This window comes from Azospirillum sp. TSO35-2, from assembly GCF_003116095.1.
Classification (GTDB): Bacteria; Pseudomonadota; Alphaproteobacteria; order Azospirillales; family Azospirillaceae; genus Azospirillum.
The window spans coordinates 1,017,740-1,031,600 of record NZ_LGRA01000018.1 but is presented as its reverse complement, the minus strand read 5'-3'; the positions used below and the strand labels follow the sequence as shown (position 1 = coordinate 1,031,600).

The 13,861-nt window shown below is 65.1% G+C and carries 8 protein-coding genes and 1 pseudogene; 5 read left to right on the top strand and 4 right to left on the bottom strand.

Features of this window, described 5'->3' with window-relative positions; all coding sequences use genetic code 11:
• Positions 1-241: 241 nt before the first annotated feature.
• Entirely contained in the window at positions 242-2,710 is a 2,469-nt protein-coding gene (gene torA, locus TSO352_RS15635) for a trimethylamine-N-oxide reductase TorA (RefSeq protein WP_109108199.1), read from the bottom strand.
• 93 nt (positions 2,711-2,803) lie between these two features.
• Positions 2,804-3,967 (bottom strand): NapC/NirT family cytochrome c, encoded by a 1,164-nt coding sequence (locus tag TSO352_RS15630; protein WP_109108198.1) that lies wholly within the window; start codon positions 3,965-3,967, stop codon positions 2,804-2,806.
• A gap of 644 nt (positions 3,968-4,611) precedes the next feature.
• Here TSO352_RS15630 and TSO352_RS15625 point away from each other — a divergent pair.
• From TSO352_RS15625 to TSO352_RS15615, 3 genes and pseudogenes are all read left to right on the top strand, one after another.
• Positions 4,612-6,312, top strand: coding sequence for a cache domain-containing protein (locus TSO352_RS15625; RefSeq protein ID WP_109108197.1), 1,701 nt, complete (start codon positions 4,612-4,614; stop codon positions 6,310-6,312).
• 315 nt (positions 6,313-6,627) lie between these two features.
• On the top strand, positions 6,628-7,467 hold the full coding sequence (locus TSO352_RS15620; RefSeq protein WP_109108196.1) for a transporter substrate-binding domain-containing protein: 840 nt from the start codon (positions 6,628-6,630) through the stop codon (positions 7,465-7,467).
• Between the two features lie 156 nt (positions 7,468-7,623).
• Positions 7,624-7,757: pseudogene (locus tag TSO352_RS15615) on the top strand (transposase); the annotation flags it as partial.
• Between the two features lie 90 nt (positions 7,758-7,847).
• On the opposite strand, the gene TSO352_RS15610 reads toward TSO352_RS15615, so the two are convergent.
• On the bottom strand, positions 7,848-8,801 hold the full coding sequence (locus tag TSO352_RS15610; RefSeq protein ID WP_109108195.1) for a LysR substrate-binding domain-containing protein: 954 nt from the start codon (positions 8,799-8,801) through the stop codon (positions 7,848-7,850).
• A 111-nt stretch (positions 8,802-8,912) separates the two neighbouring features.
• Here TSO352_RS15610 and betC point away from each other — a divergent pair, with 111 nt between their 5' ends.
• Together betC and choX are read left to right on the top strand one after the other, a co-directional pair.
• Complete coding sequence (gene betC / locus TSO352_RS15605) at positions 8,913-10,454, top strand: choline-sulfatase (RefSeq protein ID WP_109108194.1); 1,542 nt, start codon at positions 8,913-8,915, stop codon at positions 10,452-10,454.
• Positions 10,455-10,512: 58 nt separating this feature from the next.
• On the top strand, positions 10,513-11,514 hold the full coding sequence (gene choX / locus TSO352_RS15600; protein ID WP_247872123.1) for a choline ABC transporter substrate-binding protein: 1,002 nt from the start codon (positions 10,513-10,515) through the stop codon (positions 11,512-11,514).
• A 228-nt stretch (positions 11,515-11,742) separates the two neighbouring features.
• Here choX and TSO352_RS15595 read toward each other — a convergent pair whose 3' ends face one another.
• Entirely contained in the window at positions 11,743-13,065 is a 1,323-nt protein-coding gene (locus tag TSO352_RS15595; RefSeq protein ID WP_247872122.1) for an MFS transporter, read from the bottom strand.
• Between the last annotated feature and the right edge of the window lie 796 nt (positions 13,066-13,861).

Below are 13,861 nucleotides of genomic sequence, written 5' to 3'. Positions count from 1 at the left end.
AGGCTGGACTTTGGCTGAATTCGCAGCGTTCGGACCAAGCATGGGGCTCGAAGTCCAGCCCATTGGCGACGTGGTCGCGCGCGCGGTCGAGCGCATGGTGGCGACGCCGAAGCGCTTGGCCGCCTTGGCGTTGCGCCGGCTCACCGAGGAAATTGCGCTCCCGGAACGGGTGTTCCAGGAGCGCAACGCCAGCGTCCTCAGTAATCCATGTAACGCTTGCGGTACCGGGGCGATGGCGCCCTCAGCTCACGGCCCCCTTCGGCACATCAAATGCTGTAACGGGCATGTCAGGACCCACATAGCGCTCGACCTGAACGATGCCCGATTGTCCGCAGTTTCCCATCGCAAGGCCGGAGGTTGGGATATCCCTCACCAGAACGTTGACGCTGCCGTTCTTGCAGAGCGAGCCGGCGACGCCGGGCTCGGCCGGGTCGTACCAGCCGCCTTCGGCGAGACGAACCGCACCAGGCATGATGTCGTCCGTCACGGCGGCCCCGGCGAGCACCTGCCCCAAGTCATTGAAGACCCGGACGGCGTCGCCGGACTTGATGCCGCGGGCGGCGGCATCCTGCGTGTTGATCAGCAAGGGCTCCCGGCCGTCGACCGCGTATTTCTTTCGCAGGGACGGTGCGTTTCCAAGCTGCGAATGCAACCGGTGGGCCGGGTGGGAACTGATCAGCGACAGCGGATACCGGCTGGCGCGCTCGCTTTTGTGCCAATCGATCGGTTCATACCACTTCGCATGGCCGGCACAATCCGCATAGCCCATGCCGGCCACCTTCTTGCTGTACAGCTCGATCAGGCCGGACGGGGTGCCAAGCGGGTTCAGAAGCGGGTCGCCGCGGAAGTCGCCGTGGCGAACCCATTTCCTGGCGCTGTCCGGGATTGGGAACTCGACGTAGTCGCCGGCCTTCCAGAACAGCTCGAAGGGCGGCAGCGCCACGCGCGACGCCCGGGCTCCGACCATGGCCCCCTTGTAGAGGTCCTTCAGCCACTGCATCTCGTCGCGGTCTTCGGTAAAGGCGGAGCGGTATCCAAGGCGCTCCGCGATGTCCGCGCAGATGTCGAAGTCGTTGCGCGACTCCCCGATCGGGTCGATGACCTTGTGCATCGGGAAGATGTACTTGGCCGAGTAGTCTCCTCCCATTTCCAGGTCGTTGCGTTCATAGCTCGTGGTGGCGGGAAGCACGATGTCCGCGTGTTTCGCCGTCGCGGTCCAGTAGGGCTCGTGGACGATGACCACCTCGGGACGATGCTGCCAGGACCGGACGAGCTGGTTGATGTCCTGGTGGTGGTGGAACGGGTTGCCGCCCGCCCAGTAGATCATCCGGATGTCGGGATAGGTGATGTCCTTGCCGTTCACGCTGATCGTCTTGCCGGGGTTCATCAGGCAGTCGAAAATCCGCGCGGCGGGGATCGGCGGCGGCAGCGGTCCCGTCGGGGTGCCGGCGCCAAGCCCCTTGAGCATTCCACCCCGGGCCGTCGGCGAACCGCCCGACGAGTAGTGGTACGAGAAGCCGATGCCGCCGCCGGGCAACCCGATCTGGCCGAGCATCGCCGCCAGGGTGACGAGCATCCAGTGGGCCTGCTCTCCATGCTGCTGCCGCTGGATCGACCAACCGGCCATGAGCATGGTGCGTTTGCCAGCCATCTCACGCGCAAGCCCACGGATCTTGTCGGCGGGAATGCCGCACAGGCCGCTGGCCCATTCCGGCGTTTTCGGCACGCCGTCGTCCTTCCCCGTGAGATAGGCCTCGATCTCCGGGAAGCCGACCGTATAGGTCTTCAGGAACTTCGGGTCGTAGAGCTTCTCAGTGTACAAGGTGTGCATCAGCCCGAGCATCAGCGCCACATCGGTGCGCTGCCGGACCGGCACCCATTCGGCATTCAGTTGCTTTGCGGTATCGGTATGGACGGGATCGATCGTGACGATGCGGATTCCCTTTGCCTTCAGGGCTTCGAACCCGCTGTAGCCTTCGAAGTCCGGGATATTCCACGAGTTCTTCAGGGTGACGTAAGGATCGGCGCCGAAGATGACGACGAATTGGGTGTTCGCCAGAACCGTCGGCCAGACCGTCTGCTGGTCGTAGACTTCCAGGGCCCCCATGACGTGGGGCATGATGATCTGGGCCGCACCGGTCGAATAGTCTCCGAAATAGCCCTGGCAGCCGCCTCCCAGATACATCAGGCGCCGGACGGCATTGCGTGAGTTGTGCAGCAGGCCCACGCTCTTCCAGCCGTACAGGCCGGCCAGGATGCTGCTTGCCCCATGCTCGGTTCGGACACGTTGGATTTCGGAGGCGACGATGTCCAGCGCTTGCTCCCAGGAGACCCGAACCCATTCGTCCCGTCCACGCAGAGACGGATCACCCTTGCTGCGCTTCTCCAGGAAGCCACGCCGGACATGCGGATATTTCACCCGTGTCGGGGAATAGACCTGGTCGGGGATGGCCCGGATCATGTCATCCGCCGGGGATTGAATGAGCGGAATCGCCTCGACGAACTTCCCGTCCTTGACCACGGCACGGAACGGCCCCCAGTGGGCGCCGGTCAGGATGCCTTCCGCCTCCCGCAGGTTCGGGTTCCGGATCGCTGCCAGCACGGTTTTGGATCCTGCCGCCATCGGCAGCGCGGCCCCGCCGACACCCAACGCCGTCAGCAACCGGCGCCGGGACAGATCCATCTTTTCCTCAGTCTCGCGGATTTTCATAATGCACTCCGTTTCCGCTGCTTGCCCTGTCCCCGGCGCCATTTCTGTCGCTCACGGAAAGCGCAATGCAAATCTCCAAGCCGGCCGCATCTCTCAATGCGCGGCGCTCTCTGCCATATCGCGTCCGTGCTTCTGCACGTACTGCATCAGCAAGCGCTTCTGCTCATCGTTCATCGCGGTCCGGATCTGCATCGACTGGACGACGCCGATCCACTGGTTGGCGGTGAAATGCGTCAAATCCGGCTCTGCGTGACAGTTGCCGCAGTTGCTGCGCAACAGTTGGCCCGCAGCGTCCCAGATCAGCTTCGGTGCGCCGACCAAGCGGCCCGGTTCGATCCAGGCGTCGACGGAGACCGCCGTCCATTTCTGACCGCTGGCCGTGTCGTCGATGATCTGGCCGAGCTTCGCGTGCTCGACAGTATCCTGGGACATCACGGCGTTGACGACGCGCTTGCCGACCGAGAAATAGGCGATCTTGTCGACGCCTTCCTGTCGCCAGCCGTCGATGCGCACCTTCACCATGCCCTTGTCTTCGCCGATCTTGGTGACCGGCGCCGAGGGCATCAGCGTGCCGTCGTTGGCATCCCGGCTGTCGGCGGAAAGGTAGAAGGGCGTCGTCTCGATGGCGTAGAGGGCCACCGTCTGGGGCGATTCGCTTTTCGCGGCTTCGCGGAGCTTGGAGGCCCCGGTATCGCCGTCGTTCGACAGTGGCAGGAAATGCGCGATGCCCTTGTGACAGGTGATGCAGGTGGTCTGCTCCTTGATCGCCACCTCATGGTAGCGGCGGGAGGCCGGACGCTGTTCCAGCAGATCCATGTTCGAGAAGTTGTGGCACGACCGGCACTCGCGGGAGTCGTTTGCCTCCATGCTCTTCCAGACGGACTCCGCCATGCGATGGCGTTCGGTTTCGAATTTCTCTTCGGTGCCGATGGTTCCCAGAAGCTGGTGCAGGACGTCCTTCGACGCCCGGGCCTTGGCCCACAGCAGTTCAGGTCCGCTGGAGGGGACGTGACAGCTTGAGCAGCCGGCCTGGATGCCGACCCGGTTCTGGTAGTGGAGGGTTCCTTGATACTCGACGTAGTTGCCCTGCATCGTGTGGCAGGATGTGCAGAATTCGTTCGATTTCGTTTCGTGAACCACGACGTCGAACCCGACGAAAAGGGTGGCGCTGAGCGCGGCACCTGCAATGAAGATTCCTAGAAGTATCTTCGCAGCTTTTCTCGTCCGGCGACCGGAACTGTTGTTTTCAGGCTTCATGCTCCACCTCGACTCGGTTTCGAAGGTCAGGCCGCACCCGAAACTCCGGTCTGGGGCTTGGAGCGCGAACGATATCGGCCTTCATTGCCGGGGGCATGGGAGCCCCCTCCCTTGCGCCCGATGGCTTTTGCGCCCCGACAGGCGAATGCAGTCGGGAGCCACCGGCTTCGAAAATTCGATATGAGTTTCCAGGTGTCTTGATAATTAGAACCAATCCACCTCTTTCGTTTCTGCAACAAAGGGGGAGGTTACAGTCAATGGTATTATGCGATAGCCAATAAGGACGCATGTCCGACCTGCGCAGCAGCACATGCGTCTTGTTGTCACGTTACGCTCTCAACCTCGGCTGGACTTTGGCTAAGGTCCGTACTTGTATATTTTTGCGGGAAATAAGCGAGGAGAGCCGAGAAAGCGCCGCCTTCTTCTGTTATCATCCACTACCCAGGTGGCTAAATTCGTATTATCGACACTACTCCCGGACGCAAGCTGTGGGCGAAACCAAGCCGAACACGGGAGTTGTGCTGAACAAGAACCACATTGATTGAAGACCATAATTCACATATTCCCTTAACTAATCGCGTACAGGTTATTCGGCGGTTGGAGGCTCCGCCGGTCGGAAGCTTCCCCTATCAGGATCATGCGGAATGAAGAACTTGTCGATGTTTTGGCGTCTGGCCATGATCATCGGGATCTCCGCGGTTGCATTTTGCGGAGTTTCGATCAACCAGATCATGGGCCTGAGGCAGACCATCCTGACGGAACGCCAGGACAAGCTGCGCGACATGGTTGGCAGCGTCGTAAAGATGGTCGCCACCTACGATGCAGAAGCGAAGGCTGGCCGTCTGACGCAGGAGCAGGCCCAGGATGCAGCCAAACGCGTTCTGCGCTCGATGAGATGGGGTGATGGCGACTATTACGGCGTCTACCAGTTCGACGGCATCACGCTTGTCCATGGCAACCCGAAGAACGAGGGCGTGAATCGTCTGGACTACAAAGACCCCAGCGGTCGGCGCCTCGTCTACGACATCGTCGAGCTTGCCAAGCGGGGCGACGGCTTCACCGAATATTCCGTCCCGCGCAGTGGCGGCAGCGAGCCTCAGCCCAAGCTGTCTTATGTCGGCGGCTACGCGCCGTGGCAGTGGGCGATCCAGGCCGGCGTTTACGTCGACGACATCGACGCGGCGGTGCGCAAGAAGGCGATCGAGCTGGGCACCACGGGTCTGCTGGTTCTTCTTCTGACCGGTGGCGGCGCGGCCTTTCTGGGGCGCGGCGTTACCCGTCCTCTCCACGTCTTGTGCGGGACGCTGGACGACTTGGCCCGTGGCGATCGTTCGGCGGCGGTTCCCTTCACCGACCATCGCAACGAAATCGGGCGCATCGCCTGTGCGGTGGACGTGCTGAAGAGGAATGCGCAGGAGGCCGACCAACTGCGCGAGGAGCAGGAGCAGAACAAGCGGCGGGCCGCGGAGGAGCAGCGGGCCTCCATGGACCGCGTGGCCCGGGATTTCGAAGAAAGTGTCGGTGCCATTTCCCGCAACCTGACGGTTGCCGCGTCGGAGATGCAGGAGACGGCCGAGGCGATGTCGGTCACCTCCAACCGCGCAAGCGAACAGGCTACCGTCGTGGCGGCGGCGGCGACGCAGGCGACGACGAACGTGCAGACGGTTGCCGCGGCGTCCGAAGAGTTGACCGCATCGATTGGCGAGATCAGCCAACAAGTCACCCGTTCGGCGCAGATCGCCGTCAAGGCGGTTGACGAGACCCGCCGCACCAACGCCACGGTCGAGGGGCTTTCGGTTGCGGCTCAGAAAATTGGCGAGATCGTCGGCCTCATTCAGTCCATCGCCTCGCAGACGGACCTGCTGGCTTTGAACGCGACCATTGAGGCGGCCCGGGCCGGAGAGCATGGCAAGGGGTTTGCCGTTGTGGCAAACGAGGTCAAGGCGCTGGCTCGCCAAGCCTCGCAGGCCAGTGGTGACATCGCCCAGCAGATCGCCGCCGTTCAGGGAATCTCCAAGGAGGTTGAAACCGCAATTCGCGATATCGGGGGCACCATAACCGAACTGAACGGGATCGCCTCGACCATCGCGTCGGCGGTCGAGGAACAGGCCGCGGCGACTCATGAGATCGCCCGGAACGTCAACCAAGCCGCTCAGGGCACGGGCGAGGTGTCGGCCAACATCTCCGGTGTGACCCAATCGTCGGCCGAGGTCGGAGGCGCGGCGACCTCGGTTCTCTCCGCGGCCAAAACCCTGGTGCAACAGTCCGACCTTCTGCAGGAAAAGGCCGAGCGCTTCCTGGTTTCTATTCGCCAGTCCGAGGAGAGCGCGATAGGCGTTGGGTAAACAATGAACCGCTCCGAGATTGTCGGCGGCCATTGTTTGTGAGTCATGCTGCTGTGGGCATCGGCTTCCGGTCAGCATAATAACGTCGCTCGGCCTCTGCTGGCGGAATATTTCCGATCGGGTCAGCAGGCGCCTGTTGGAATGGCCGGACGCCTCCCGCCGCGCCAACGGGGGTGCGCCACGGAAGCGCAGGGACTTTCGCGTTCGCGAGGATGACGGTCGACGGACGCATGTGCCAAAGTCCGTCGCTTCGCGGCCGGTACAGATCACAAGGGCCGGCCCTGAGCGGACAAACGAAAACAGGAATCCAAACCAATGAAGAAGATCCTTTTGGCGCTGGTGCTGGGCGCCCTGGCGACCGGAGCCGCCGATCTGGCGATGGCCAAGGACGCGAAGAAGATCCGCATCGCATCGGAAGGCTCCTTCGCCCCGTGGAACGGCATGGATTCGTCGGGCAAGCTGGTCGGCTTCGAAATCGACCTCGCCTGGGACCTGTGCAAGCGCATGGAAGCGGAGTGCGAGCTGATCGCCCAGGATTGGGACGGCATGATACCGTCACTGCAGCAGGGCAAGATCGACGCCATCATGGCCGGCATGACCATCACCGACGAACGCAAGAAGGTCATTGCCTTCGCTGGTCCCTACGGCACCGAGCAGTCCACCTTCGCCGTGTTGAAATCCTCCAAGCTGAACGGCGCCGCCTTCGGCGCCGACCGCCTGGACCTCGCCGACGAAGCCGGCAGCAAGGCAGCGCTCGCCAAGCTGGCGGAGCTGCTGAAGGGTAAGGCGGTGGGGGTCCAGACCTCGACCATCCAGGTCGACTTCCTGGAAAAGCATCTGCCGGACGTGGCGGTGCGCAGCTACGACAAGATCGACAATGCCGCCATGGATCTGGCCGCCGGCCGGGTGGATGCGATCTTCGGTGACCGCTCGCCGATCGAAGCGATCATCCGCAGCATGGGCAAGGACAGCATGACGCTGGTCGGCCCGACCATGACGCGCGGCGTTCTGGGTGAAGGCATGGGCGTCGGGCTGCGCAAGACCGATGCCGAGCTGAAGGACCGCTTCGACAAGGCGATTGCCGACGCCAACAAGGACGGCACGATCGCGAAGCTCAGCCAGCAGCATTTCGGCTACGACGTTACAGTCCGGTGACGCCGACGCTGGACCTCCACACCTCCGGATTGCACGGCCGGGTGCCGCAGCTCTGACCTGAAACCGGATAATTCCTCCAGCACTGGGGAGCGTCCGTCATCGGGAGGCGACGGACGCGTAAGACGCAGCCGGTGCAGCGGGGAGCAGATCATCGGCATGCTGAAGGAGCAGGAGGCTGGTCAGAAGCCGGCGGACGTGTGTGCCGCCGGCATGGGATCAGCCAAGCGACCTTCTACACCTGGAAGGCCAAGTATGGTGGGCTGGAGGTTTCCGAGGCGCGGCGGCTGAAGAAGCGCAGAATGGCTTCGTGGAAAGCTTCAACGGGCGGCTCTGGGATGTATGCCTTGTGGGGGGCCGATTTCACGAACGTCGCGAGGCGGCTAATCGCTGTCCCTGCGGCCATCGTCCCGGCGACTTTCCTCGACCACCCAGCGGCGGAAGCGGTCGCGACGCTCATCCGGCTTCCGCCGGCTGGCGATGACGAGGAAATAGCCCCGTTCCGTCTGAACCGGCCGGTCGAGCAGGGCGACCAGATGCCCGTCCCGCATCAGCTCGTCGATCAGCGGGCTCCAGCCCAGCGCCACCCCCTGGCCCATCAGGGCGGCCTGCAGGACCAGCGGGTAATTGTTGAAGGTCAGGTCCTGGCCGCCGGCCGGCACCGCCAGCCCGTGCAGGGTGAACCAGTCTCCCCAGGACAACCAGGCGGCCGGCCCGACGCTTTCCAGATGCAGGAGCGGCAGGGACGCCAGATCGGCCGGGTCGGCGGCGGTGCCAGCGGCGGCCCTGGCGACGAACGGGGTGCGGCTCGCCCGGAAGGCGGGGCTGCAGACCGGCAGGACCCGTTCGGGGAACAGGAGTTCCGCCTCGCAGCCGGGCCAATGGCCGTGGCCGAAGGTGATGGCGATGTCCGCCGCCTCGCGGCGCAGGTCGATCGCGTTCTGCATCGTCACGATCCGCACGTCCAACTCGGGCAAAAGCTGGCGCAGGGCACCGAGGCGCGGCAGCAACCAGCCGGCGGCGAAGCCGAAATCGGTGGCGACGTTCAGCACGCCCGGCCGCTGCCGGTCACGGATGCGGGTCACCGCATCGCCGATGCCGTCCAGTGCCTCGCGCGTCGCCTCATAGAGCCGCACGCCGTCCGGCGTCAGCGCGACCCCGCGGTGAAGGCGGCGGAACAGTGCCGTCCCCAGATCCGCCTCCAGCCAGCCGATCTGATGGCTGACGGCCGACTGGGTGCAGGCAAGCTCGCGGGCGGCGGCGCTGAAGCTGAGCAGCCGGCCGGCCGCCTCGAAGAAAAGCAGGGTGCGCAGCGGCGGCAGGCGGTCCTTTCCCATGAGCACCTTTCATACCGATATGATCAGACAGGGGCTTCACGACCGCTGTCGGGTGCGTGAATTCTATCCTCATCGAACAGTCTGTCCACAAACGGTATGAAGCAGACGGATATGGCACGGCGTCCCAACATCCTCGTCCTGATGGCCGACCAGTTGATCCCGCAGGCGCTCGGTGCCTATGGCAACCCGACGGTGCGGACACCGCACATCGACCGGCTGGCGGACGGCGCAGTGGTGTTCGACAGCGCCTATTGCAACAGCCCGCTCTGCGCCCCCTCGCGCTATGTCTTCCTGTCGGGGCGGTTGCCCTCGGCGATCGGCGGCTACGACAACGCCGCCGAATTGCCCTCCGCCGTCCCCACCTTTGCCCATTACCTGCGGCTGGCCGGCTACCAGACCATCCTGTCCGGCAAGATGCATTTCTGCGGGGCCGACCAGCTTCACGGCTTCGAGGAACGGCTGACCACCGACATCTATCCGGCCGACTTCGGTTGGACGCCGGACTGGACCCGGCCCGAGGAGCGGCCGAGCTGGTATCACAACATGAGTTCGGTGCGCGACGCCGGCCCCTGCCTGCGCACCAATCAGCTCGACTTCGACGAGGAGGTGGTCTTCACTGCGGAGCGCAAGCTGTACGACCTCGCCCGCGGCCGGCGGGAGCGGCCCTTCGGCTTCGTGGTGTCGCTGACCCATCCGCACGACCCCTACGCCATCACCGAGCGCTACTGGAACCGCCACACCGACGCGGAGGTGCCGCTGCCGCGCGTCACCCTGGCGCCGGACGCGATGGACCCGCATTCGCGGCGCCTGCGCCATGTCTGTGCGATGGACGAGATGCCGCTCAGCGAACGGCAGATCCGCAACGCCCGTCGTGCCTATTACGGCGCCGTCGCCTATGTGGACGACCAGATCGGCCGGCTGCTGGGCGTGCTGGAGGAAACCGGGCTGGCCGAGGACACCGTCATCGTCCTGCTGTCCGACCACGGCGACATGCTGGGCGAACGCGGGCTGTGGTACAAGATGAGCTTCTTCGAGTCCGCCTGCCGCATCCCGCTGATCATCCGGGCGCCGGGCTGGTTCCCGGCCGGGCGGGTCGCCGCTTCGGTCTCGTCGATGGATCTGCTGCCGACCCTGGTCGATTTCGCCCATGACGGGGCGGCGCCAAGCTGGCGGACGCCGATCGACGGGCGCAGCCTGCTGCCACACCTGCAGCGCAGCGGCGGCCACGACGAGGTGATCGGCGAGTATCTGGCCGAAGGGGCGGTCGCCCCCATCGTGATGATCCGACGCGGCCGCGACAAATTCATCCATTCGCCGGCCGATCCCGACCAGCTCTACGACTTGTCCAGCGATCCGGACGAGCTGGTGAACCGGGCGGAGCAGCCGGTCGTTGATGCGGTGGCGGCCGATACCGTACGACGCTACCGCGCCGAGGTGGAGCAGCGCTGGGACCTGACGCGCCTGCACGGGGAGGTCGTCGCCAGCCAGCAGCGGCGGCTCCTGGTGGCCGATGCGCTGCGGCAGGGGCGGCACCGCCCCTGGGATTTCCAGCCCTTCACCGACGCCGGCACCAGCTATATGCGCAACCATCTGGATCTCGACGATCTGGAAGCCATGGCGCGCTTCCCGCGCCCCGGCGCCCCGGCGCACTGAGACGGCGCGCCGGCGCACCGGACGTCGACCACCACCACCCGACAGGAGGGACAGCAGCATGCGTGCACTGGGGGTTGCGATGGGCGGAATGGCGATCGGGCGTGCGGCGATCAGGCATAAGGCGTTGGCCGGCCTGATGGCCGCGATCGGGATGACCGCGGTCGTGTCGGCGGCATCGGCGGCGGAACCGGCCAGTTGCCAGACGGTGAGGATGGCCGATCCCGGCTGGACGGACATCACCGCGACCAATGCGGTGGCGGGAACGCTGCTGGGCGCGCTGGGCTACCAGCAGAAGGTCGAGACGGTCGCCGTCCCGATCATCTTCCAGGGGCTGAAGACCGGGCAGATCGATGTCTTCCTCGGCAACTGGATGCCGGCCCAATCCGGCTTCCTCGACAAGCTGATCACCGAGAATGCGGTCGAGATCGTGCGCCCGAACCTGGAGAACGCCAAATTCACCCTGGCGGTGCCGACCGCGGTGGCCGATGCCGGCGTGCACAGCTTTGCCGACCTCGCCCGTTTCGGCGACCGGTTCGAAAAGAAGATCTACGGGATCGAGCCGGGCGCGCCGGCGAACCAGAACATCCAGCGCATGCTCGACAAGAAGGATTTCGGGCTGGAGGGCTGGACCCTGGTCGAATCGAGCGAGCAGGGGATGCTGACACAGGCGCTGCGCCGGACGCGCAGCAAGGATTGGGTGGTCTTCCTCGGCTGGCAGCCGCACCCGATGAACACCCGGATCGACATGACCTATCTCAGCGGCGGCGACGCCTATTTCGGCCCGAACTACGGCAGCACCACGGTCAACACCCTGTCCCGGCGCGGCTACGGCAACGACTGCACGAATGTCCACCGCCTGTTCGGCCAGCTCACCTTCACCGTCGGGATGGAGAACGAGATCATGGCCGCCATCACCGACGACAAGAAGGCGCCCAAGGACGCCGCGGCCGGCTACCTGAAGGCGCATCCCGACCTCCTCGGCCCCTGGCTGGCCGGCGTGTCGACCCGCGACGGCAAGGACGCCGCCCCGGCGGTGCGCGCGGCGTTGGGCCTGAAGTGAGGCAACCGAGCACAAGGAGGCAAACAGCCATGCTGGCGGCGTTGCGCGCATGGATCCGGGCCCGCTTTCCGTCCTGGTTCCGGCCGGCCTACCGGCCCGAACGCCACTACATGCGGGGCCCCTCCGGCTTGCGATGAGGCCGGAGGGCGCCGCCGACTTGGTGACGCCGGCGGGAGATGCTTGCCTGCGTCACCAGCCCACGTGTCCGCGACATGTGCGTGTGTTCTCTCAACCTCCTCCCGGAGGGGGTGTCGCCACAGGGGCGTGTCCATCCAGGTCGGTGCGATGCCATTGATTCGGAGCCGAGGCGCCACCTCCACGGCCCGTCCCTCCACCAGCGTCCGCTGTCGAACCGTCCAAAGGGGCTGCTATCGGGGTCTGTGGGAGGAAGGGGAGGCGCCGATCCACGGGGACCGGAGGCCGGACCGTCATGCGCCAGAGCGCGAACGACAGCGCGACCGCCGCCACCAGCGCCGAGTAGAGGAACAGCCCATCCTGTTCGAACGCTGCCATCAGCAGAGAGGCCAGGAAGGGGCCGGCGATGGCGCCCATCGAGAATCCCAGGACCATGCCGCCGCTTGCGGGCACCATCTCGGCCGACGTCAGGAAGTCGTTGGTGTGCGAGACGCAGATCGGATAGATGGCGAAGATGATCCCGCCGAACAGCGCGATGCCGCCGACCAGCGGCAGGAACCCAATCGGCGGAAGCATCGTCATGCCGATGCTGACGACGACCAGGGCGGCGAACAGGCCGACGAGGACCAACCGCCGGTCGAGAAGGTCCGACAGCTTCCCGAACGGCCACTGGAGGACCATGCCGCCGACGATGGCGGCGCTGACGAAGGTCGCCGACTGGCCGAGATCATAGCCCAGGTGCCGGATATAGACCGGACCCAGCCCATAGAAGGCGCCGACCACCAACCCGCTGATCACCGTGCCGGCAAATCCCAACGGACTTGCGCGATAGAGGTGACCGATGCGGACGGGCGCCAGCTTTTGAAGGAGGGGCGGGGCCTTGCGGGTCAGCGCCACCGGGAGAAGGGCCAGGGAGATCAGGATCGACACCAGGACGAACTGCCTGAAGCCGTGCGGATCGTCGACGACCATCAGATACTGGCCCGCCCCTTGGGCCCCATAAAGGGCGATCATGTAGAGGGCCAGGATCCGCCCGCGTGTGCTGGACGTGGCGCTCTGGTTCAGCCAGCTTTCGATGCAGACGAACAGGCCGGCCATGCAGCAGCCCTCGACCAGGCGAAGGGCGATCCAGGCCAGGGGGTCGGTTCCGAGGGCATGTCCCAACGTCGCCGCAACGAGAACCGTCGCGGAGGCGCTGAAGGCGCGAATATGGCCGACCTGCCCAACGAGCCGGTATGCCTGCGTCGACCCGATCGTCAGCCCCAGATAGTAGGCGGCGGTCAGGGCGCCGAGCAGGATGGGCGATGCGCCCGCGGCATCCAGGCGGACGCTGACGAGCGTCGTCAGCGCTCCCGTGCCGCCCATCATCAGGAACACCGCGACGAGCAACGAGACGATCGGTCGGACGAGGAGCATCGCTTGATCCGCCAGAGGGGGCCAGTCCGTCAAATGTCGAGGCTGACGCTTCCGATTGGGCGGGAGCAGCAGGCGAGGATGCAGCCCTTGGCGATGTCCTCGTCGGAAACACCGCCGCCGTGGACCATGTCGACCTCGCCGGACAGCGTCCGCAGAAGCCGGTGCCGCTGTTGCCGATCAGGCGCGCGCCCTCCGGGAAGGTCCGGCACAGGGCGGGATGGTTGCCGGCGCAGTGATGGCTCTCGCGGTCGTTCTCCCGGACCAGCGCCCAGTTGCCCTTCTCGACGATGGCGCTCTGGTGGGCGACCTTGGAGTTCACGAGGTCGTGCGGCGCCGGATAGCGGACGGCGTTCGGTCAGGACTGCGAGGATGTCCGCATCATGCAACATGGTCGATGCTCCGGGAGGGGCGGGGCCTGTCGGTTGATTCTTGGCGCAACGTGCCGCTTGCCGGCGTCCATTGAAGGCGGCTTGCAGGCCGTGCGGGCGTGGGGAATTGACGGATCTGGTCGGTTCGCCGACGATCGGCTTCAGGCCATCGGCCGTTCTGCCGGCCGCTCCATCATTCGAGCGCAGCTTACCGGATGATCGCGGATCGGGCTGACTGAAAAAAAATCGACGGCGCGTCGAGAAAAACTCACGCCGTCCGGGTCACGTCGGAGGTCTCTGCGGCGGTCTCTTCGGCGGCCTGTCCGACGATCCAGTCCCGGACCGTCCGCACGGCATCGCCCATCGCGAGATTGCGGTTCCAGGTCAGGTAATAGGCGCCGGGCGCGCGCAGCGTCAGGCCGGCCAGC

Excerpts from the sequence above, each read along its gene's own strand:
- TSO352_RS15625 (WP_109108197.1), top strand. The coding sequence starts at position 4,612 with ATGAAGAACTTGTCGATGTTTTGGCGTCTGGCCATGATCATCGGGATC.
- TSO352_RS15595 (WP_247872122.1), bottom strand. The coding sequence starts at position 13,065 with ATGCTCCTCGTCCGACCGATCGTCTCGTTGCTCGTCGCGGTGTTCCTG.
- TSO352_RS15610 (WP_109108195.1), bottom strand. The coding sequence starts at position 8,801 with ATGGGAAAGGACCGCCTGCCGCCGCTGCGCACCCTGCTTTTCTTCGAG.
- betC (WP_109108194.1), top strand. The coding sequence starts at position 8,913 with ATGGCACGGCGTCCCAACATCCTCGTCCTGATGGCCGACCAGTTGATC.
- TSO352_RS15620 (WP_109108196.1), top strand. The coding sequence starts at position 6,628 with ATGAAGAAGATCCTTTTGGCGCTGGTGCTGGGCGCCCTGGCGACCGGA.
- choX (WP_247872123.1), top strand. The coding sequence starts at position 10,513 with ATGCGTGCACTGGGGGTTGCGATGGGCGGAATGGCGATCGGGCGTGCG.
- torA (WP_109108199.1), bottom strand. The coding sequence starts at position 2,710 with ATGAAAATCCGCGAGACTGAGGAAAAGATGGATCTGTCCCGGCGCCGG.
- TSO352_RS15630 (WP_109108198.1), bottom strand. The coding sequence starts at position 3,967 with ATGAAGCCTGAAAACAACAGTTCCGGTCGCCGGACGAGAAAAGCTGCG.